The following is an 18,404-nucleotide window of genomic DNA, read 5'->3' as shown; positions in this document are numbered from 1 at the left end:
AGACCGGTCCACGCCGGGACGGTTCATGAGGTGGCCCCTGTCGCGGCGAGGATCTCGGCGTAGTGCACGGCCCGCACGCCGGACCGGTGGCGGTCGAGGCCGCCCCCGATGTGCGCCAGGCAGGAGTTGTCGGCGGCGGCGAGCACCCGTGCTCCGGTCTCTCGGACCCGGGCGCACTTGTCGGTGAGCATCGCGGTGGAGACGTCCGGGTTCTTCAGGGCGAACGTGCCGCCGAAGCCGCAGCATTCTTCGGCGTCGCCGAGCTCGACGAGCCGGATCCCGCGCACCTGGCGCAGCAGGTGCAGCGGTCGGTCGCCGAGCCGCAGCATGCGCAGGCCGTGGCAGGTGGGGTGGTAGGTGACCGTCTCCGGGAACTCGGCACCGACGTCGGTGACGCCGAGGACGTCGACGAGCAACTCGGACAGCTCGTGGGTGCGGGCGGCCACCGATGCGGCCGGCGGGTACAGGTGCGGGTACTGGTCGCGGATCATCGCCGTGCACGACCCGGACGGCGCCACGATGGCGTCGTACCCGTCGAAGACGTCGACGTAGTTGCGCACCAGGGGCATCGCCTCGGCCCGGTAGCCCGTGTTGGCGTGCATCTGCCCGCAACAGGTCTGGCCGGTGGGGAAGTCGACGGTGTGGCCGAGTCGCCGCAGGATGCGGGTGACCGCGATGCCGGTGGCCGGGTATGCGATGTCGTTGACGCAGGTGATGAAGAGGGCTATCCGCATGGCGGCTCCTCGGATGTCTCGGGGTGGGTCACACCGGGTCGCGCGGTGCGCCGGGGTCGGGAAGCCGTTCGAAGGCGGGCAGGTGGCGCTCCCGTGCGGCGGTCAGGTGGGCCCGCATCGCATCGGCGGCCGCCGCGGAGTCGCCGGCGGCGATGGCGGCGGCGATGCGCTGGTGCTCCGTGTTGGTGTCCGGAGCGCCAGCGACCGGGAAGTACAGCCGGTGCAGGTGCAGGTGCGAGTGCAGTCGCGTGATGCTGTCGCGCAGCAGTGGGCTGCCGGCGACCTCGGCGATGAGGTCGTGGAATTTCGCGTCCAGCGCGGTGAAGGCGGCGTGTCGGCGGTATCCGTCGCCGGCCTCCACGTCGATGCGCGCCGCCGCCTCGGCGCTGATTCGTTGCCGCGCCTCGGTGGAGGCGTGCGCGGCGGCCCGGCCGGCGGTGGCGCCCTCCAACAGGAGGCGGACGTCGAACAGGTCGTCGAACTCTGTCCGGCTCAGCAAGGGCGTGGTGGTGTAGCCGGACAGCGGGCGTTTGCGGACCAGGCCGTCGGCTTCCAGCCGGGCGAGGGCCTCGCGCACCGGTGTGGGGGAGACGTCGAGTTCCCGGGCGAGAGCGTCTATGTTGACCCGCTCGCCGGGGGGAAGGATGTGGTCCATGACCAGCGTCTTGATCGACTCGTAGACGTCCTCGGCGAGGGTGAGTCGTCGGGCGGGACGGAGTCGACCCTCGCGAGCTTCCTGCTGGGCCATCTCGTCTCCTAAGTAACCCCTTGACTGTGCCGGTGTGAGCGAGTACACACTAGCAAAGCAACATCCTATAGGAAATAGGTTTCCCCCGCTTCGCCTCCGCCGCACCACCACCCCCGAGGAGACGTTCATGCCGCGCAGCACGCTGTCCCGGATCGGCTCTGGCCTCACCGTCCTGGCCCTCGCCACGACGACCGTGGCCTGCACGAAGAAGAGCGACGCCACCGACACCGAAGCCGGCGGTCGCGAACCAGCGCAGGTCAAGGTCGCGCTCGTACCCGGCGGCTCGCACCCGTACTTCCAGCCCTGGAAGGACGCCGGGGGCACGGCGAAGACGGAACTCGCACTCGGCGACGTCACCTTCAACGAGACCGCAGGCTGGGACCAGACCAAACAGAACGACGTGCTCAAGTCGCTGGCCGCCCAGGGGTACAACGCTTTCGGGGTCTTCGGTGTCTCACCGGACAACATCAACTCCACCTTCGAGGACCTCAAGCGGCAGGGCTTCCCCGTCGCCTCCCTGGCCTCCTGCCCGGCTGGGGACAACAAGGCCGACTTCTGCCTGTCCACCGACGTGGAAGTCGCCGCGTACAAGGGTGCCAAGGCCGCCATCGACTCCATTGGCGGTCAGGGCAACCTGGTGCACCTGACCGGAAACAAGGTCGACTCCAACACCCAGCGCCGGATCAAGGGCGTGGAGAAGGCGGTCGCCGAGACCGGCGGCAAGGTGGTGCTGATCCAGAGCGTCACCGACATCGACAAGGACCTGCAGAGCGCCCAGAAGGCCGTGGCCGACCTGCTCGCCGCCAAGGGCCGGCAGATCCAGGCGATCGTGAACACCGCCTACAACCCGGCGGTCGCCTCCACCGAAGGCGTGCGCCAGTCGAAGCTGCCCATCAAGGTCATCGCCATCGACGACGACCCGGCGGTCCTCGACGGACTTCGTGGCGGGTGGGTGGCTGCCACCGTCCTGCAGAACCCGGTCGGCCAGGCCCGTGTCGGCTCGTACGCCCTGATGAAGCTCAGCGGCGGCTGCACGATGGCCGAACCCGGAGTGACGATCGACTCCGGATCGTTCGTGGTGACCAAGGACAACCTGGAGGGCTACGAGACCGACCGCACCGCGACCACCGACGCACTGAGGAAGAAGTTCGACGGCGACCTCCTCAAGTGCAGCTGATGTCGAAGATCACGACGGCCGAGGCGTACCTCGTCGACATCCCCGTCGAGACCGTTCGCACCGACGCGGTGCAGGCGTTCCTCAAGCAGGAAACGATCTTCGTCGAGGTGCGTACGGTCGACGGCGGGCACGGCACGGGGTACGCGTACACGATCGGGACCGGTGGCACCGCGGTGCTCGCGCTGCTGCGTGACTACCTGCTGCCACACCTGGTCGGCCGCGATGCCGCCCGGGTGGAGGCGGTCTGGCGTGACCTGCATGCCGCTACCCGCGCCACCGCGGTGGGTGCCATCACCTCCCTGGCTCTCGCAGCGGTCGACACCGCGCTGTGGGATCTGCGCGCCCGAGCCGCCGGACTGCCCCTGTGGGTGCTCGCCGGCGGCGCCAAGGAGCGGATCCCGCTGTACGACACCGAAGGTGGCTGGCTGCACCTCACCGAGGACGAGCTGGTCGCTGGGGCGAAGGAGTCCCAGGCGGCCGGCTGGCCCGGCGTCAAGCTCAAGGTGGGCAAGCCGAACCCGGCCGAGGACGCCGCACGGATCGGCGCGGTCCGGGCGGCCCTCGGCGACGGTTTCGACGTGATGGTCGACGCCAACCAGTCACTGACCGCCGCCGAGGCGATCAGCCGAGCCCGGCTCCTCGAACCGCACCGGCTCGCCTGGTTCGAGGAGCCGTTGCCGGCCGACGACGTCGCCGGGCACGAGTTGCTCGCCCGCGCGACCAGCATCCCGGTCGCGGTGGGGGAGTCGATGTACTCGATCGGCCAGTTCGCCGAGTACCTGCGCCGCCAGGCCGCCGGCATCGTCCAGGTCGACGTCGCGCGGATCGGCGGCATCACCCCGTGGCTCAAGGTCGCGCATCTGGCCGAGGCCTGCAACGTGGTCGTCTGCCCGCACTTCCTCATGGAGCTGCACGTGAGCCTCTGCGCGGCCGTGCCGAACAGCCGCTACGTCGAGCACATCCCGCAACTGCGCGCGATCACCCGGACCGAGGTCGCGATCGTCGACGGCCACGCGCTCGCCCCGGGCGAGCCTGGCCTCGGCATCGACTGGGACCGCGACGCGATCGAGGACAGGAGGGTGGCGTGAAGACGGAAACAGCGCCGGAGGCGCCAGCGGTGCCTCCGGCCGCCGACCCCAGGCCGCCGGCCCGGGCCCTACCGGTCTGGGCGAACCCCCGGCTCGGGCTGCTCATCGTCATCGCCGTGCTGGTCGTCCTCTTCTCGTCGCTGACCCCCGCGTTCCTCGATCCCCGCCTCACGCTCGCGCCGCTACAGGCCGACATCAGCGTGTACGTGGTGGTCGGTCTGGCCCAGCTCGCTGTGCTCTCGCTCGGGCACATGAACATGGCAGTCGGCCGGATGGCCGCGCTGTCCACCTTCGCGATGGGCCTGGCCTACGACCGGCTCGGCGTACCCCTGCTGGTCGGGCTGCTGGTGGGTCTCGTCGTCGGGGCGGGCATCGGCGCGCTCGCCGGCCTGCTCATCGCCAAGACCGGCGTGAACTCCTTCGTGGTGACCCTCGCGCTCGACTTCGGGCTGCTGGGTCTGGTCACGATCCTCTACACGTGGGCGACCGGCGGGGTGGCGTTCGCGGTGCAGCCGAGCGGGCTGGCCGCTTTGCGCTTCGACACCTTCGCCGACTACTGCATGGGCGACGTCTGCGGACCTCGGATCCCGCTGATCGTGCCGATCGCGGTGGCCGCGGCGCTCGGCGTCGGGCTGCTGTTCCGGCATGCCCGGTTGGGGCGGGAGATCCTGATGACCGGCTCCAACACGGTCGCCGCCAAGCTGTCCGGCATCCCCACGCACCGCCGAGTCGTCGCCGCGCACGCGTTGAGCGGGCTGCTCGCCGCACTGGCCGGTTTCCTGCTGGCCGCCAACAACGGGGCCTTCTCGGCCAACATCGGTGAGTCGTTCCTGCTGCCGTCGTTCCTGGCCCCGGTGCTCGGCGGCACACTGCTCGCCGGTGGGGCGGTCAGCGTCCTCGGCACCGCACTCGGCGCAACCCTCACCCAGGTCATCTACAAGGGCCTCAACCTGCTGCAGTTCTCCCTGGAGGAGCTGAAGCTCTATATCGGACTGGTCCTGCTCGCGGCGTTGTCGCTGGACCGGCTTCGGGCTGTGATCGCCGAGCGAAGGGCGGTGTCGACATCATGAGGAGCCTGATCCGGACCAACGAGTTCACCCTCGCGGTGATCGCCGCTGTCGGGTTCGCCGCGCTCGCGGTCGCCACCGACTTCAACCTGCTCACCGCCGGCACCCTGGACGCGTTCCTGCGGTTCCTCGCCCTGCCGATCGTCATCGGCCTGGCCCAGATGGTGGTGCTCGCCGTCGGTCAGATGAACCTGTCGGTGGGTGTGCTCACCGGGTTCTGCGCGGTGGCCTCGGGGTGGCTGATGGTCGACGCCGGGCTGCCCGCCCCGGTCGCGGTGCTCGCCGCGCTGGCCCTCGGCGCCGCCGTCGGACTGGTCAACGGTCTACTGGTGATCTTTACCCGAATAAACGGGTTCATCGTCACCCTCGCCACCATGACGATCCTGGAGGGGCTGCGGTACGGGGTGAACGGCACCGGCACCTACCAGGGCTACTCGCCCGGCCTGCGGGAGCTTGGGCAGGCGTCCCTGGCCGGCGTGCCCGTGGTCTTCCTGTTGGCGGTCGCGATCGCGGTCGCGACGGCACTCTTCTTCCGTCGCACCGTGCCCGGACGGCACCTGCTCGCCTCCGGCGGCAACCCGTTCGCCGCCCGGCTGTCGGGCATCTCCAACGACCGGGCGCTGGTGCTGGCCCACACCCTGTCGGGCCTGCTGGCCGGTTTCGCCGCCGTGATCGTGGTGGCCGCCTTCGGGTCGGTGAACGCCTCGATCGGCGACGACCTGCTGCTGCCCAGCTTCGCCGCGCCGATCATCGGTGGGGTCGCCCTGGCCGGGGGCATGATCAGCGTGACCGGCACGGTGCTCGCGGCCTTCCTGGTGCGGCTGGTCGACGTGAGCCAGTCGCAGTTCGACATCAACCGGCGGTGGGTGGACCTCATCATCGGCGCGGTCGTCCTCGGTGCGGTGCTGCTCGGTCAGTTCCGGAACAAGCTGTCCGGAGGTTGGCGATGAGCGTCGTGCTGTCCGCGGAGAAACTGGTCAAGACATTCCCCGGGGTGCGTGCCCTGGACGAGGCGACGTTGACCCTGACCGCCGGCAGCGTGCACGCGCTGCTCGGCGAGAACGGCGCCGGCAAGAGCACCCTGATCAAGATCCTCACCGGGGTCTACCGGCCGGACGGCGGGCAGCTGCGACTGCCCGGGCCGGACGGGCAGCCGCGCGCGGTGCAGCTCGGCAACCCGCAGGACGCCCAGCGGGCCGGCATCGGTGTGGTGCACCAGGAGCGGAACCTGATCCCGGCGTTCACCGTCGCGGAGAACATCTGCCTGCAAAACCTGCCCCGGCGCGCCGGCCTGCTCGACCGGGCGGCCTTGCGTACCGAGGCACGCCGTTGCCTCGACCTGCTCGACCTTGACCTCGACCCCGACCTGCCGGTGTCGCGGCTGTCGGTGGCCCAGATGCAGTTGGTGGAGATCGCCAAGGCGTTGTCGGCCGACTCGACCGTGCTGTTGCTCGACGAGCCGACCGCGTCGCTCACCAACGACGAGGCCGACCGGCTATACGGGATCGTGCGTCGGCTGTCGGAGCGGGGCCACGCCACGGTGCTGGTCAGCCACAAGCTGGAAGAGGTCTTCGCGGTCGCCGACACGGTGACCGTGCTGCGCGACGGGCGCAGCGTCGCCGAGGCGGAGTCCCTCGCCGACCACAGCCGCGAGCAGATCGTCGACCTGATGGTTGGCCGGGCGTACCAGCAGGTGCACCTCGCCACCCGCACCGTCGCGGCGGACGCCGAACCGGTGCTGGCGCTCGATCACGTCGCCACCACCGCCGGCCACCACGACGTCAGCCTCGCCGTACGCCCCGGTGAGATCGTCGGCCTGTACGGGCTGGTCGGCGCCGGCCGCAGCGAGCTGGCCAAGGCGCTCCTCGGACTCGACCGGATCACCGCCGGCGAGGTGCGGGTGCACGGGCGCCCGGCCCGGATCCGGGACGTGGGCGACGCCCTGTACCGGTACCGGATCGGATACGTCACCGAGAACCGCAAGGAGGAGGGCCTCTTCCTCGACCAGACCGTCGCCCGCAACACCGCGGTGACCGTGTGGCGCCGGCTGGCCCGGCTGGGACTGGTCCGCGATCGGGCGGAGCGGTTGTTGGTCGACGAGTACGCCGATCGGCTGGGCATCCGACTCGCCTCGCCCGATCAGCACGCCGGCCAGCTCTCCGGTGGCAACCAGCAGAAGGTCAGCCTGGCCAAGTGGCTGGCGGCCGACTGCGACGTCCTCATCATCGACGAACCCACCGTCGGCATCGACGTCCGCACCAAGGCGGCCTTCCACGAGTTGATCGCCGGCCTCGCCGCGCGGGGCATGGCCATCCTGCTGATCTCGTCGGACCTGCCGGAGATGGTCACCCTCGCCGACCGGATCGCGGTGATGCGGGAGTTCGCCATTGTCGGCGAACTGGACAACGACCACGACTACGACCGGATGAGCCAGTCGGTGATCCGGTTCATCCACGACGGGCAGGGGGTCGCCGCGTGAAGGCCACCGAACAGGTGACCCTGGGGCGTACCGACGTGGCCGTGACCCGGCTCGGGCTCGGGCTCGCCCCGATCGGTGGCCTCTTCACCGCCGTCGGTGACGAGGTCGCCCACGCCACCGTCGAGGCGGCCTGGGACCTCGGGCTGCGCTACTTCGACACCGCCCCGCTCTATGGCTGCGGCCTCTCTGAGCGGCGGGCCGGGGCGATCCTCGCCGGCAAGCCGCGGAGCGCGTTCACCCTCTCCACGAAGGTGGGTCGGCTGCTCCTGCCCAACGGAGGCGACGGGCAGGAGTTCTGGGCCGAGCCGACCGACCTCGCGCCGCGGTTCGACTTCTCCGCCAACGGGGTGCGCCGCTCACACGCCGAGAGCCTGACCCGGTTGGGGCTGAACCGGATCGACATCGCACACATCCACGACCCGGACGACCACCTCGCCGAGGCGGTCGCCGAGGCGTACCCGGCGCTGGTGCGGTTGCGGGAAGCGGGCGAGATCGGCGCGGTCAGCGCCGGGATGAACCAGGCCCCGGCGCTGGTCGAGTTGGCCCACGCCGGCGACTTCGACTGCTTTATGCTCGCCGGCCGGTACACCCTGCTCGACCAGTCCGGTCTCGACGAGCTGCTGCCGCTGTGCCAGGAGAAGGGGATTTCGATCCTCGCCGCCGGGGTCTACAACTCGGGCCTCCTGGCCGACCCGAGGCCGGGTGCCCACTACGACTACGTCCCGGCCGGCGAGGAGCTGCTCCACCGAGCCACGGCGATCCGGTCGGTGTGCGAGCGGCACGGCGTGCCCCTGCGGGCCGCGGCGATCCAGTTCCCGCTTGGTCATCCCGCGGTCGCCAGCGTGGTGATCGGCGCCCGCGACCCGGAGCAGGTCGCCGACAACGTGGCGATGTTCGAGTGGGACGTGCCCGGCGCACTGTGGGCAGATCTCAAGGCCGAGGGTCTGCTACCGAGGGACGTGCCGACGCCTTGACCATCGATGCGGAGCACCACCTGTGGGCCGCTGACCACCCCTGGCTCGCCGCAGGGGCGTGGAGCCGAACCGGCACCGCGATTCGTACCTATGCACTGGAGGTTGGTTCGTGAGATTCATGCGCGTCGGGCCCGTGGGGCGGGAACGCCCCGTGCTGTACGTCGACGGACGGCACGTCGACCTCTCGTCGCTCACCGCTGACATCGACGGGGAGTTCCTCGCCGGCGACGCCGTCCAGCGGGTCCGCGAGGCCACCGACCTGCCCGAGATCGACATCACCGGTCAGCGGGTCGGCGCGCCGATCGCCCGACCCGGGGTGGTCCTCTGCGTCGGGCAGAACTACGCCGCGCACGCCGCCGAGTCCGGCGCGGAGCCACCGACCGCCCCGATCATCTTCTACAAGGCGCCCAACACGGTCGTCGGCCCCCACGACGACGTCCTGATTCCGCGGGGATCGACGAAGACCGACTGGGAGGTGGAGTTGGCGGTGGTCATTGGCCGGCGGGCCCGCTACCTCGCCTCGCCGGCCGACGCCCTCGGGCACATCGCCGGGTACGTGCTGTCCAACGACGTCTCCGAGCGAGACTTCCAACTCGCCGTCTCCGGCGGCCAGTGGTCGAAGGGCAAGTCCTGCGAGACGTTCCAACCCCTCGGCCCGTGGCTGGTCACCGCCGACGAGATCGGCGACCCGCAGGCACTGCGGCTGCGCTCCTGGGTGAACGGCGAGCCCCGGCAGGACTCCAGCACGAAGGACATGATCTTCGACGTGGCGTACCTGGTGTGGCACCTGTCCCAGTACACCGTCCTGGACCCGGGCGACGTCATCAACACCGGCACCCCACAGGGGGTGGCGCTCTCCGGCCGGTTCCCGTACCTGGCCGTCGGCGACGTGATGGAGGTCGAGATCGCCGGTCTCGGCCGGCAGCGCAACACGCTGCGGAGCGCCTGATGGCCGTGATCACCTCCGTCGACACGTACGACGTCCGGTTCCCGACCTCGCGTGACCTCGACGGTTCCGACGCGATGAATCCCGACCCGGACTACTCGGCCGCGTACCTGGTGCTGCGCACGGACGACGGCCCGGACGGGCACGGGTTCACCTTCACCATCGGGCGGGGCAACGACGTCTGCCGGGCGGCGATCGACGCGCTGGTGCCGTACGCCGTCGGCCTCGACCCGGACACCGTCGATCTCGGTGCGTTCGCCCGTTCGCTCACCCACGACTCGCAGCTGCGCTGGCTCGGCCCGGAAAAGGGGGTGATGCACCTGGCCGCCGCAGCGTTGATCAACGCGATGTGGGACCTCGTCGCCAAGAGAGCCGGCAAACCGGTCTGGCGGTACCTGGCCGACCTGAGCCCCGAGCAGATCGTCGACCTGGTCGACTGGCGGTACCTCACCGACGCGCTCACCCCCGACGCGGCGCTGGAGATCCTGCGCGCCGCCGAGCCGGGCCGGGCCGACCGAATCGCCCAGCTGACCGAGCGGGGTTACCCCGCGTACACCACGTCGCCCGGCTGGCTCGGCTACCCCGACGACAAGGTGATCCGGCTGGCCGAGCAGGCGGTGGCCGACGGGTTCACCCAGATCAAGCTGAAGGTGGGCGCGGACGCCGCCGACGACGTACGCCGCCTGAAGATCGCCCGGGAAGCGGTCGGCCCGGACATCCGGATCGCTCTCGACGCCAACCAACGCTGGGACGTCGCCGAGGCGGTCGCCCGGATGCGGGAGCTGGCGCCGTACGACCCGTGGTGGATCGAGGAGCCGACCAGCCCCGACGACGTGCTCGCCCACGGGGCGATCCGTGCGGCCCTCGCCACCAGCGCACCCGACGGCGGGCCGATCCGGGTCGCCACCGGCGAGCATGTGGCGAACCGGGTGGTGTTCAAACAGCTGCTGCAGGCCGGCGCGGTCGACATCGTGCAGATCGACGCGTGCCGGGTGGGCGGCGTCAACGAGAACGTCGCCATCCTGCTGCTCGCCGCGAAGTACGGGGTGCCGGTCTGCCCGCACGCCGGGGGAGTTGGCCTCTGCGAACTGGTTCAGCACCTGTCCATGTTCGACTTCGTGGCCGTGACCGGCTCGACGCGGAACCGGGTCGTCGAATACGTCGATCACCTGCACGAGCACTTCCTCGACCCGGTGGTGATCCGGGAGGGGCACTACGTCGCGCCCACCGCCCCCGGGTTCTCCGCCGCGATGCGTCCCGAGAGCCTCGCCATGTACGCGTACCCCGACGGGCCGGCATGGGTCTGACAGACCTCGACACGCTCGACCGCACGGCCTTCCTGACGGCGGTGCGTCAACTCAGCGGAATGGGAGAGAAACATGCGGTGTGACGGACTCGTGGCGGTGGTGACCGGAGGTGGCTCTGGGATCGGCGACGCCTGCGTGCGGGCGTTGGTGGCCGCCGGCGCCCGGGTGGGTGTCCTGGACCTGGATCTGTCGGGTTTGCCCGAGGACCCTCGCGTCCATGGCGTCCGGGCGGATGTGGCCGACCGTTCCTCCCTCAGCGGGGCTGTCGCCTCGGTCGCCGAGGCGTTCGGCGGGATCGACATCCTGGTGAACAACGCCGGTATCTCCGCCGTGGGCAGGGTGGAGGACAACGACGACGAGCAGTGGAGCAGGGTGCTCGACGTCAACGTCACCGGCGTGGCCCGTACGAGCGCCGTCGCCCTGCCGTACCTGCGCCGGTCGTCGTCCGCGGCGATCGTCAACGTCTCCTCGATCGCAGCCAGCATCGGCCTGCCCCGACGTGCTCTGTACTCGGCGTCGAAGGGTGCCGTACACGCCCTCACCCTCGCCATGGCCGCCGACCTGGTGGCGGAGGGGATCCGGGTCAACTGTGTCGCCCCCGGCACCGTGGACACACCCTGGGTGGCCCGCCTGCTCGCCGGCGCGGCCGACCCGACGGCGGAGAAGCGGCAGCTCGCTGCGCGCCAGCCAACCGGGCGCCTGGTGACCGCCGACGAGGTGGCCGCCGCCGTGGTCTACCTCGCGTCGCCCACGACCGGGTCGGTGACCGGATCGTCTCTGGCTGTGGACGGGGGTATGTCCGGCCTTCGACTGCCCGCCCAGGTCACACCCGCACCCGCTGGTCAGGCTCGCACCGCCGAAACGGGCGCGTGACATGATTGCGCCATGGGGAAACAGCAGGACGTCGGCGAGCCCGACCGTCAGAGCGAGTCTGGCACCACCGCCCACCGTCCGATCGGTGGCAGCGCTGACGCACGGCTCACCCTCGCGCAGGACCCCACAACGCCACAGATGACCCTTATCGACCTGGCTTCCGACCCGTCGCCCATGGTCCGTAAGGCGGTCGCCGCTCGGGCCGACGCACCCGCGCAGGCACTGCGACCGCTGACGCGGGACCATGATCGTCAGGTCCGGGAGGCTGTGGCGAGAAACCCTTCGGCCTCGATCGCCAACCTCATGCGCCTCGTCAAGGACGCCGACCGGTGGGTCCGCTGGGCGGTCGCCAGCAACCCGGCCTGTGACGAGTCGATCCGCCGGACGATGTCAGAGGCCTCGGACAAGGAGCTTCGCGGTCTCCTCGCGGAGAGTCGGGAGCTGGAGCCCGAGCTGGCCGCCAAGCTGACCGACGACGTCTCACCCGAGGTACGGGAACGCCTCGCCACCCACACCCACGACCCCGACGCGATCACCGCGCTGCTGGCCGATCGCACCGCACGCGTACGCAAGGGGGTTGCCCGCAACCCGCGGACCACCGCCGAGCAGCGCAGCGCGCTCGCCGCGGACCCGGTGGTCGACGTCCGCGCCGCGCTGGTCCGTTCGGTGGAGTTGGACGAGGCGGATCTGGAGCGCCTGGTCGACGACCGTGCGGTGCAGGTCCGACTGGCGATGGCGACATCCGAGGTCATTCCGCCGCACATTCGGCAGGCACTCGCTCGCGATCCCGACGAGATGGTGGCCAGCGCGGCACGGGACTTCCGCCCGGGAACCAGCAGCTCCCCGGTGGTGCGGGCTCCCCGCATCGGTCACCGGCCCACCGCCACCGGCGCAGGTCGACCGGGCGGCGCCGCCCGGTAGGGTCGCGCGGCACCGGCTGGGGGCCAGCGTTACTCCGGCATCAGCCACCGTGCGCTCAGTGCGCGGAGACCTTCCAGTAGCCGGCGAAGTAGATCCGCTCCTTGGCGATGCCGCGCTCGGTGCACAGATGCCGGCGGACGGTGGTGACCATGGAGGATTCCCCCGCGACGAAGGCGTACGGCGTGCCGGCCGGCAATGTCAGCTCGCGCAGCGTACGGATCACCACGTCACTGCCGCCCGCCGGTGTGCCGCCGCGGTGCAGCCAGGTCAGCGTGACGCCGACGGGCGTGCGTACCTCGATCTCGTCCTCTGCGGAACCCACCTCGATCAGCGCGATCGCCCGTGCTTCCGGGGGCAGCGCCTCGATGGCCGCGGTGATCGCCGGCAGAGCGGTCTCGTCGCCGACGAGCAACTGCCACTCGGTGTCAGCGGGTGGGGCGTAGTCGGCGCCGTCACTGAGTACGCCGATCCGGTCGCCGGGCGCGGCTCTGCGTGCCCAGGCGGACGCCGGTCCGCCGTCGCCGTGGAGCACGAAGTCGATATCCATCTCGCGACGATCGGCGTCGAGCCGCCGGACGGTGTAGTTGCGGACCACCGGCTGCAGATCCGCCGGCATGGCCTGGATGCCGGGCCACCACTGTTCGGAGTCCGGCAGGTGCAGCTCGACCCCGGGTGCCGGGGCGAGGAAGATTCGCGCCAGCTGGTCCGGCCCCTCGTACGCGAAGCGGTCGAGCTCCGCGCCCGTCACGGTGATGCGCCGCAGATGGGGCGTGAGTAGCCGGCTGGCGACAACCTCGACGAGCATCGGGCGCCTGATCAGCGTGGCCTCGACCGGAATGGCGTCGACGGTCAACATGTCGCTCCTTCGTGGATCGTGAGCCACCACCCGTGCTCGGTGGCCAGCCGATGGTGCGGCTGACACCAGGCCGTACGCCGGTCCCCGATGCGCCTCCGGGCTTAGGTTAGCCTGCCCTCACTGCGCCTCGCATCGCCCCTGGGTGACTCGACTGTCGACCGGCGCCCCCAGCGGCCTGGGGAGTGAAAACACCTCACGTTCGTGTGTTAGGTTAGCCTCCCCTTACTTAGCAACGGAGTGCTGTTCTATGCGTGCAAACCGCTTCCTCGCCGGGGCCGTCGCCCTGGCCGCCACGTTGGCGCTCGCCGCCTGTGGCGAATCGTCGAAGGCCGAAGACGCCCCTGCCGGTGGCAGCTCCGCCGCCTTCCCGATCACGATCAAGCACGCGCTCGGCACGACGACGATCAAGGAGAAGCCGAAGCGGGTCGCCACCGTGGCCTGGGCGAACCACGAGGTTCCGCTTGCCCTCGGCATCGTTCCGGTGGGGATGGCGAAGGCCAACTTCGGCGACGACGACGGCGACGGCATCCTGCCGTGGGTCGCCGAGAAGCTCAAGACGCTCGGCGGGACCGCGCCGGTGCTGTTCGACGAGAATGACGGCATCAACTTCGAGGCGGTCGCGGACACTCAGCCCGACATCATCCTCGCCGCGTACTCCGGCCTGACGGCACAGGACTACGAGACCCTCAGCAAGATCGCCCCGGTCGTCGCCTACCCCGAGGCGCCCTGGGCCACGGCGTGGCGCGACACCATCAAGCTGGAGAGTCAGGCCCTCGGCCTGGCGGCGGAGGGCGACGCGCTGATCGCCGACTTCGAGAAGCAGATGACCGACGCCGCCGCGAAGCACCCGCAGCTGGCGGGGAAGTCGGCGATGTTCATGACGCACGTCGACCCGACCGACCTGAGCAAGATCGGTTTCTACACGACGCACGACACCCGGGCGCAGTTCTTCGCCGACCTCGGGTTGAAGGTGCCGGGCAGCATCGCCACGCTGTCCGCCGGCACGGACAAGTTCAGCCTCAACCAGAGTGCCGAGCAGATCCAGGTCTTCAACGACGTGGACGTCATCGTCGCCTACGGTGACGACAAGCTCCTCGCCGCCGCCCAGGCCGACCCGCTGCTGTCGAAGATCCCCGCGATCAAGCGCGGCTCGGTGGTCATGCTCTCCGGCGCCACCCCGCTGGGCACCGCGGCGAACCCGACCCCGCTGGCCATCCCGTTCGTGCTGAACGACTACGTCGCGATGCTCGCCAAGGCTGCCGATCAGGTGTCATGACCCAGCTCGACTCGCATGCCCTGCCGGACGCCGCCTTTGTGCGGCGTCCGGCACGTGTGCGCCTGCTGTGGTTTCTCGTCGCGGCAGCGGTGCTGCTGGCGCTCATGACGGCATCGGTCGCGCTGGGTTCCCGTAACGTCGGCTGGTCGGACATCCTCGCCGCGTTCCAGGGCGTGGACGAGACCATGGAACAGGCCGCTGTCACCAAACGGATCCCGCGAACCCTGCTCGCCGTGCTCGTCGGCGCGGCGCTCGGCCTGGCCGGCGCGGTGATGCAGGGCGTGACCCGCAACCCGCTGGCCGACCCCGGCATCCTGGGCGTGAACATGGGGGCGTCGCTCGCCGTGGTCACCGGGATGGTCGCGTTCGGCCTCTCCTCGCCCACGAGCTACCTCTGGGTGGCGATCCTCGGCGCCGGCCTCGCGGCCGTCTTCGTGTACGCCGTCGGCTCCCTGGGACGCGGTGGCGCGACGCCGCTGAAGCTCGCACTCGCGGGCGCCGCCACATCCGCCGCGCTCGCGTCGTTGATCAGTGCCTTCGTGCTGCCCCGCAACGACGTTGCCGGCAACTTCCGTTCATGGCAGATCGGCGGGGTCGGCGGTGCCACCTACGACAGCATCCGGCAGGCTCTGCCGTTCCTCGCCGTGGGTCTCGTGATCTGCCTCCTGTCGGGCCGAGCCCTGAACTCGCTCGCGCTCGGTGACGACCTCGCGGCAGGGCTCGGCGAGCGGGTCGCCATGGTGCGGGTCGTCGCGGGCGCCGGTTCCGTGCTGCTCTGCGGCGCCGCCACGGCGGTCGCCGGACCCATCGGGTTCGTCGGCCTGGTCGTGCCGCACGTGTGCCGCCTTCTCATCGGGCTCGACCACCGGTGGCTGCTCCCGTTCTCCGCGCTTCTCGGCGCGTCCTTGCTGACCGCCGCGGACGTCGTCGGCCGGGTGGTGGCACGTCCGGCGGAGATCGATGTGGGCATCGTGACGGCGCTGATCGGCGCCCCGTTCTTCATCTACATCGTCCGCCGGCAGAAGGTACGCGAGCTGTGAGCACCACGACTCTCCAGGCCGTCACCCACGGCCGGGTCCGACGTACGCGCCGACGGCTCGTCGTGCTGATCGTCCTCGCCGTCCTCGTCGTCGCCGCGTTCGCCGTCTCGCTGATGGCGGGACGCACCTTCTATCCGCCGGCCGACGTCCTGGCGGTGATCGCCGGCGAGGACGTCCCCGGGGCCTCCTTCACGGTGGGCACGCTCCGCCTACCGCGGGCGGTCCTCGCGATCCTGGTCGGCGCCTGCTTCGGGCTCGGCGGCGTCACCTTCCAGACGATGCTGCGCAACCCGCTCGCCAGCCCCGACATGATCGGCATCAGCTCCGGCGCGAGCGCCGCAGCCGCCTTCGCCATCGTGACACTGCACCTCGGTGGGGCGGGGGTGTCCGCCTTCGCGATCGTCGTCGGGCTGGCGGTGGCGCTGGTCATCTACCTTCTGTCGTTCAAGGACGGCGTCGCCGGTACCCGCCTCGTCCTGATCGGCATCGGCATGGCCGCCATGCTCGACAGCCTGACCGCGTACGTCCTGACCCAGGCCGCCGAATGGGACCTGCAGGAGGCGCTGCGCTGGCTCACCGGCAGTCTCAACGGCGCCACCTGGAAGGAGACCATTCCGGTGGCCATCGCCGTGGCCGTCCTGGCGCCGGTGCTGCTGAGCCAGGCCCGCAACCTCTCCATGATGCAGTTGGGTGACGACACGGCGGCGGCGCTCGGGGTCCGCCTCGAACGCACCCGGATCCTGATCATCATCGCGGCCGTCGGCCTGATCGCCTTCGGCACCGCGGCGACCGGACCGATCGCCTTCGTGGCGTTCCTCTCCGGGCCGATCGCCGCCCGGATCATCGGGCCGGCAGGGTCGCTGCTGCTGCCGTCCGCCCTGGTCGGCGCACTCCTCGTGCTGGTCGCGGACTTCGCCGGCCAGTTCGCCTTCGACACGCGCTACCCCGTGGGTGTCGTCACCGGTGTGCTCGGCGCTCCGTACCTCATCTACCTGCTCATCCGGACGAACCGCGCGGGAGGCTCGCTGTGACCACCACTCATACGCTCGCGGTCGAGAGTCTCATGCTCGGCTACAAGGACCGCGTCGTCATCTCCTCGCTCGACCTCGAGGTGCCGCCCGGGAAGATCACCGCGATCGTCGGCGCGAACGCGTGCGGCAAGTCGACCCTGCTGCGGTCGATGTCGCGCCTCCTCGCGCCCCGCGCCGGCCACGTCCTGCTCGACGGCAAGCAGGTGCACCGGCTGCCGGCCAAGCAACTGGCCCGTACCCTCGGCCTGCTTCCCCAGTCACCGACAGCGCCCGAAGGGATCACCGTGGCCGACCTCGTCGGGCGCGGGCGCAATCCGCATCAGCGCGTACTCTCGCGCTGGAGCAGGGAGGACGACGCTGCCGTGGCGGCGGCCCTGGACGCGACCCAGACGGCGGACCTCGCCGACCGCTCGGTCGACGAACTCTCCGGCGGCCAGCGGCAGCGGGTCTGGATCGCCATGGCCCTGGCCCAGCAGACAGACCTGTTGCTGCTCGACGAGCCGACGACGTTCCTCGACGTCAGTCATCAGGTCGACGTCCTCGACCTGCTCACCGACCTCAACCAGACGCGCGGAACGACGATCGTCATGGTGCTGCACGACCTCAACCTTGCCGCCCGGTACGCGGACCACCTCATCGCGCTGGCCGATGGGAGGCTGCACGCCGCGGGTGAGCCGGCGCAGGTCCTGACGGAGGAGTGCGTGCGCGCCGTGTTCGGCCTGGAAAGCAAGGTCATCATCGATCCGACGTCGGGTAAGCCGCTGATGCTGCCGATCGGCCGCCATCACGTCGTTTCGTCCGCTGGGGTTCTTGCACCTGGTCGTTGAGCTGGGCGACGGACCGGAGGCGGTCACCTGAGCATGAGGAGGCGATCGTCGATCATGCAGTCTGGTCGCTGCCCCGGTCGGGCACGCCGGTCTGCTCCCACAACGACTTCATCTCGCCGAACGCCTGCTCCATCAGCTGCACCATCGTCTGCCGGGCGCGCTCACCGTCGCGCCGCTGGATCGCCTGGGCGACGTCCGCATGCATCTGGAGGGCCTGCTCGTGCGGGTGGTGCGGCATGAGGTGATGCTTGTGTCGGCCGGTGAGCACCTCCGCGACCAGCTCCTGAAGCTGGACGAACATCTCGTTGCCGGAGGCGACCAGGACGCGCCGGTGAAACTCGATGTCGAGATGCAGGAAGCGCTCCTCGTCACCGGCCTCGCCGGCGGCCCACATCTTCGCCGCCAGACCGACGAGATCGCTCGCCTCGTCATGGCCGATCCGTTCGGCGGCCAGCAGGGCCGCGTGCGGCTCGACAGCGGTGCGTAGTTCGGTGATCGACCGCAGCTGGGCCATCCGGCCGGCCGAAGCCAGACGCCAGCGGATCACCTGCGGGTCAAAGACGTTCCACACGCTCGCGGGTCGGATCATCACGCCCACCCGACGGCGTGCCTCGATGAACCCCATCGAGGCCAGGACCCGCAGCACCTCGCGGACAACCGAGCGGGACACGGTGTACCGCTCGACCAGATCGTCGATGTTGAGAACCGATCCGGGTGCGAGCTCGCCGCCGCAGATGGCGGTGCCGAGGTGTTCGAGGACGCGGGCGTGCAGCCCGGTCTCGGCAGGGGCGGTCTGAGCGGCTGCAACCTCTGATGAGGACGGTTCCACGCAAAGATCATATCAGTTAGATGTACCTCTTGAATTAATCAGGTTTTTCGGCCTAGCATCCCGATGTTAAGCGGATGTAACACCGAGGTAGCGGCTCCCTTGGGGGCGGTGACCACGACAGAAGGCGAGACAAGCGTGCGACGTCGATCGATAATCGGCACTTCTCTGGCCGTGGTCGCAGCCATGGGCCTGGCCGCCTGTGGTGGCGGCGATGGCGGCGGCGAAGGCTCG

General features: G+C 70.2%; 18 protein-coding genes. 14 read left to right on the top strand and 4 right to left on the bottom strand.

From position 1 onward, the window contains the following. Window positions 1-23 precede the first annotated feature (23 nt). Together ABZT18_RS03400 and ABZT18_RS03395 are read right to left on the bottom strand one after the other, a co-directional pair. Window positions 24-734 (bottom strand): (Fe-S)-binding protein, encoded by a 711-nt coding sequence (locus ABZT18_RS03400; protein WP_354992173.1) that lies wholly within the window; start codon window positions 732-734, stop codon window positions 24-26. 28 nt (window positions 735-762) lie between these two features. Beyond that, complete coding sequence (locus tag ABZT18_RS03395) at window positions 763-1,482, bottom strand: GntR family transcriptional regulator (protein WP_354992172.1); 720 nt, start codon at window positions 1,480-1,482, stop codon at window positions 763-765. Window positions 1,483-1,609: 127 nt separating this feature from the next. Between ABZT18_RS03395 and ABZT18_RS03390 the strand changes: the two genes are divergently transcribed. The 10 genes from ABZT18_RS03390 (at window position 1,610) to ABZT18_RS03345 (ending at window position 12,314) form a co-directional block, all read left to right on the top strand. Continuing rightward, complete coding sequence (locus ABZT18_RS03390) at window positions 1,610-2,659, top strand: substrate-binding domain-containing protein (protein WP_354992171.1); 1,050 nt, start codon at window positions 1,610-1,612, stop codon at window positions 2,657-2,659. Next, window positions 2,659-3,747, top strand: coding sequence for a mandelate racemase/muconate lactonizing enzyme family protein (locus tag ABZT18_RS03385; protein WP_354992170.1), 1,089 nt, complete (start codon window positions 2,659-2,661; stop codon window positions 3,745-3,747). Before ABZT18_RS03390 ends, ABZT18_RS03385 begins: the two co-directional genes overlap by 1 nt. Beyond that, window positions 3,744-4,817 carry an ABC transporter permease gene (locus tag ABZT18_RS03380; protein ID WP_354992169.1) on the top strand — a complete coding sequence of 358 codons (1,074 nt, stop codon included), beginning with the start codon at window positions 3,744-3,746 and terminating at the stop codon, window positions 4,815-4,817. Before ABZT18_RS03385 ends, ABZT18_RS03380 begins: the two co-directional genes overlap by 4 nt. Next, the gene (locus ABZT18_RS03375; RefSeq protein ID WP_354992168.1) at window positions 4,814-5,764 is read left to right on the top strand and encodes an ABC transporter permease; all 951 of its coding nucleotides are present in this window, start codon (window positions 4,814-4,816) and stop codon (window positions 5,762-5,764) included. The genes ABZT18_RS03380 and ABZT18_RS03375 overlap by 4 nt, the downstream gene beginning before the upstream one ends. Next, complete coding sequence (locus ABZT18_RS03370) at window positions 5,761-7,293, top strand: sugar ABC transporter ATP-binding protein (protein WP_354992167.1); 1,533 nt, start codon at window positions 5,761-5,763, stop codon at window positions 7,291-7,293. The genes ABZT18_RS03375 and ABZT18_RS03370 overlap by 4 nt, the downstream gene beginning before the upstream one ends. Continuing rightward, window positions 7,290-8,267, top strand: a complete 978-nt coding sequence (locus ABZT18_RS03365; RefSeq protein WP_354992166.1) for an aldo/keto reductase — start codon at window positions 7,290-7,292, stop codon at window positions 8,265-8,267. The genes ABZT18_RS03370 and ABZT18_RS03365 overlap by 4 nt, the downstream gene beginning before the upstream one ends. Window positions 8,268-8,376: 109 nt before the next feature. After that, window positions 8,377-9,216 (top strand): fumarylacetoacetate hydrolase family protein, encoded by an 840-nt coding sequence (locus ABZT18_RS03360; protein WP_354992165.1) that lies wholly within the window; start codon window positions 8,377-8,379, stop codon window positions 9,214-9,216. Then, window positions 9,216-10,520 (top strand): enolase C-terminal domain-like protein, encoded by a 1,305-nt coding sequence (locus tag ABZT18_RS03355; protein ID WP_354992164.1) that lies wholly within the window; start codon window positions 9,216-9,218, stop codon window positions 10,518-10,520. The genes ABZT18_RS03360 and ABZT18_RS03355 overlap by 1 nt, the downstream gene beginning before the upstream one ends. Before the next feature lie 72 nt (window positions 10,521-10,592). Beyond that, window positions 10,593-11,393, top strand: a complete 801-nt coding sequence (locus ABZT18_RS03350) for an SDR family oxidoreductase (RefSeq protein ID WP_354992163.1) — start codon at window positions 10,593-10,595, stop codon at window positions 11,391-11,393. Between the two features lie 12 nt (window positions 11,394-11,405). Further along, window positions 11,406-12,314 carry a hypothetical protein gene (locus ABZT18_RS03345; protein WP_354992162.1) on the top strand — a complete coding sequence of 303 codons (909 nt, stop codon included), beginning with the start codon at window positions 11,406-11,408 and terminating at the stop codon, window positions 12,312-12,314. A 55-nt stretch (window positions 12,315-12,369) separates the two neighbouring features. On the opposite strand, the gene ABZT18_RS03340 is transcribed toward ABZT18_RS03345, so the two are convergent. Further along, the gene (locus tag ABZT18_RS03340) at window positions 12,370-13,170 is read right to left on the bottom strand and encodes a siderophore-interacting protein (protein WP_354992161.1); all 801 of its coding nucleotides are present in this window, start codon (window positions 13,168-13,170) and stop codon (window positions 12,370-12,372) included. A 247-nt stretch (window positions 13,171-13,417) separates the two neighbouring features. Between ABZT18_RS03340 and ABZT18_RS03335 the strand changes: the two genes are divergently transcribed. The 4 genes from ABZT18_RS03335 to ABZT18_RS03320 are packed head-to-tail and all read left to right on the top strand — an operon-like array spanning window position 13,418 to window position 17,344. Then, window positions 13,418-14,446: an iron-siderophore ABC transporter substrate-binding protein gene (locus tag ABZT18_RS03335; protein WP_354992160.1), complete on the top strand. Its 1,029-nt coding sequence runs from the start codon at window positions 13,418-13,420 to the stop codon at window positions 14,444-14,446. Continuing rightward, on the top strand, window positions 14,443-15,486 hold the full coding sequence (locus ABZT18_RS03330; protein WP_354992159.1) for an iron ABC transporter permease: 1,044 nt from the start codon (window positions 14,443-14,445) through the stop codon (window positions 15,484-15,486). Before ABZT18_RS03335 ends, ABZT18_RS03330 begins: the two co-directional genes overlap by 4 nt. Continuing rightward, on the top strand, window positions 15,483-16,517 hold the full coding sequence (locus tag ABZT18_RS03325; RefSeq protein ID WP_354992158.1) for an iron chelate uptake ABC transporter family permease subunit: 1,035 nt from the start codon (window positions 15,483-15,485) through the stop codon (window positions 16,515-16,517). The genes ABZT18_RS03330 and ABZT18_RS03325 overlap by 4 nt, the downstream gene beginning before the upstream one ends. 32 nt (window positions 16,518-16,549) lie before the next feature. Then, window positions 16,550-17,344, top strand: a complete 795-nt coding sequence (locus ABZT18_RS03320; protein ID WP_354992157.1) for an ABC transporter ATP-binding protein — start codon at window positions 16,550-16,552, stop codon at window positions 17,342-17,344. A gap of 52 nt (window positions 17,345-17,396) precedes the next feature. On the opposite strand, the gene ABZT18_RS03315 is transcribed toward ABZT18_RS03320, so the two are convergent. Continuing rightward, on the bottom strand, window positions 17,397-18,173 hold the full coding sequence (locus tag ABZT18_RS03315; protein WP_354992156.1) for an FCD domain-containing protein: 777 nt from the start codon (window positions 18,171-18,173) through the stop codon (window positions 17,397-17,399). Between the last annotated feature and the right edge of the window lie 231 nt (window positions 18,174-18,404).

It is taken from the genome of Micromonospora sp. NPDC005291 (assembly GCF_040607415.1).
Lineage (GTDB): Bacteria > Actinomycetota > Actinomycetes > Mycobacteriales > Micromonosporaceae > Micromonospora.
This window is presented reverse-complemented; position numbering and strand designations above follow the sequence as displayed.

Excerpts from the sequence above, each read along its gene's own strand:
- ABZT18_RS03400 (WP_354992173.1), bottom strand. The coding sequence starts at position 734 with ATGCGGATAGCCCTCTTCATCACCTGCGTCAACGACATCGCATACCCG.
- ABZT18_RS03395 (WP_354992172.1), bottom strand. The coding sequence starts at position 1,482 with ATGGCCCAGCAGGAAGCTCGCGAGGGTCGACTCCGTCCCGCCCGACGA.
- ABZT18_RS03390 (WP_354992171.1), top strand. The coding sequence starts at position 1,610 with ATGCCGCGCAGCACGCTGTCCCGGATCGGCTCTGGCCTCACCGTCCTG.
- ABZT18_RS03385 (WP_354992170.1), top strand. The coding sequence starts at position 2,659 with ATGTCGAAGATCACGACGGCCGAGGCGTACCTCGTCGACATCCCCGTC.
- ABZT18_RS03375 (WP_354992168.1), top strand. The coding sequence starts at position 4,814 with ATGAGGAGCCTGATCCGGACCAACGAGTTCACCCTCGCGGTGATCGCC.
- ABZT18_RS03370 (WP_354992167.1), top strand. The coding sequence starts at position 5,761 with ATGAGCGTCGTGCTGTCCGCGGAGAAACTGGTCAAGACATTCCCCGGG.
- ABZT18_RS03355 (WP_354992164.1), top strand. The coding sequence starts at position 9,216 with ATGGCCGTGATCACCTCCGTCGACACGTACGACGTCCGGTTCCCGACC.
- ABZT18_RS03350 (WP_354992163.1), top strand. The coding sequence starts at position 10,593 with ATGCGGTGTGACGGACTCGTGGCGGTGGTGACCGGAGGTGGCTCTGGG.
- ABZT18_RS03345 (WP_354992162.1), top strand. The coding sequence starts at position 11,406 with ATGGGGAAACAGCAGGACGTCGGCGAGCCCGACCGTCAGAGCGAGTCT.
- ABZT18_RS03340 (WP_354992161.1), bottom strand. The coding sequence starts at position 13,170 with ATGTTGACCGTCGACGCCATTCCGGTCGAGGCCACGCTGATCAGGCGC.
- ABZT18_RS03335 (WP_354992160.1), top strand. The coding sequence starts at position 13,418 with ATGCGTGCAAACCGCTTCCTCGCCGGGGCCGTCGCCCTGGCCGCCACG.
- ABZT18_RS03330 (WP_354992159.1), top strand. The coding sequence starts at position 14,443 with ATGACCCAGCTCGACTCGCATGCCCTGCCGGACGCCGCCTTTGTGCGG.
- ABZT18_RS03320 (WP_354992157.1), top strand. The coding sequence starts at position 16,550 with ATGCTCGGCTACAAGGACCGCGTCGTCATCTCCTCGCTCGACCTCGAG.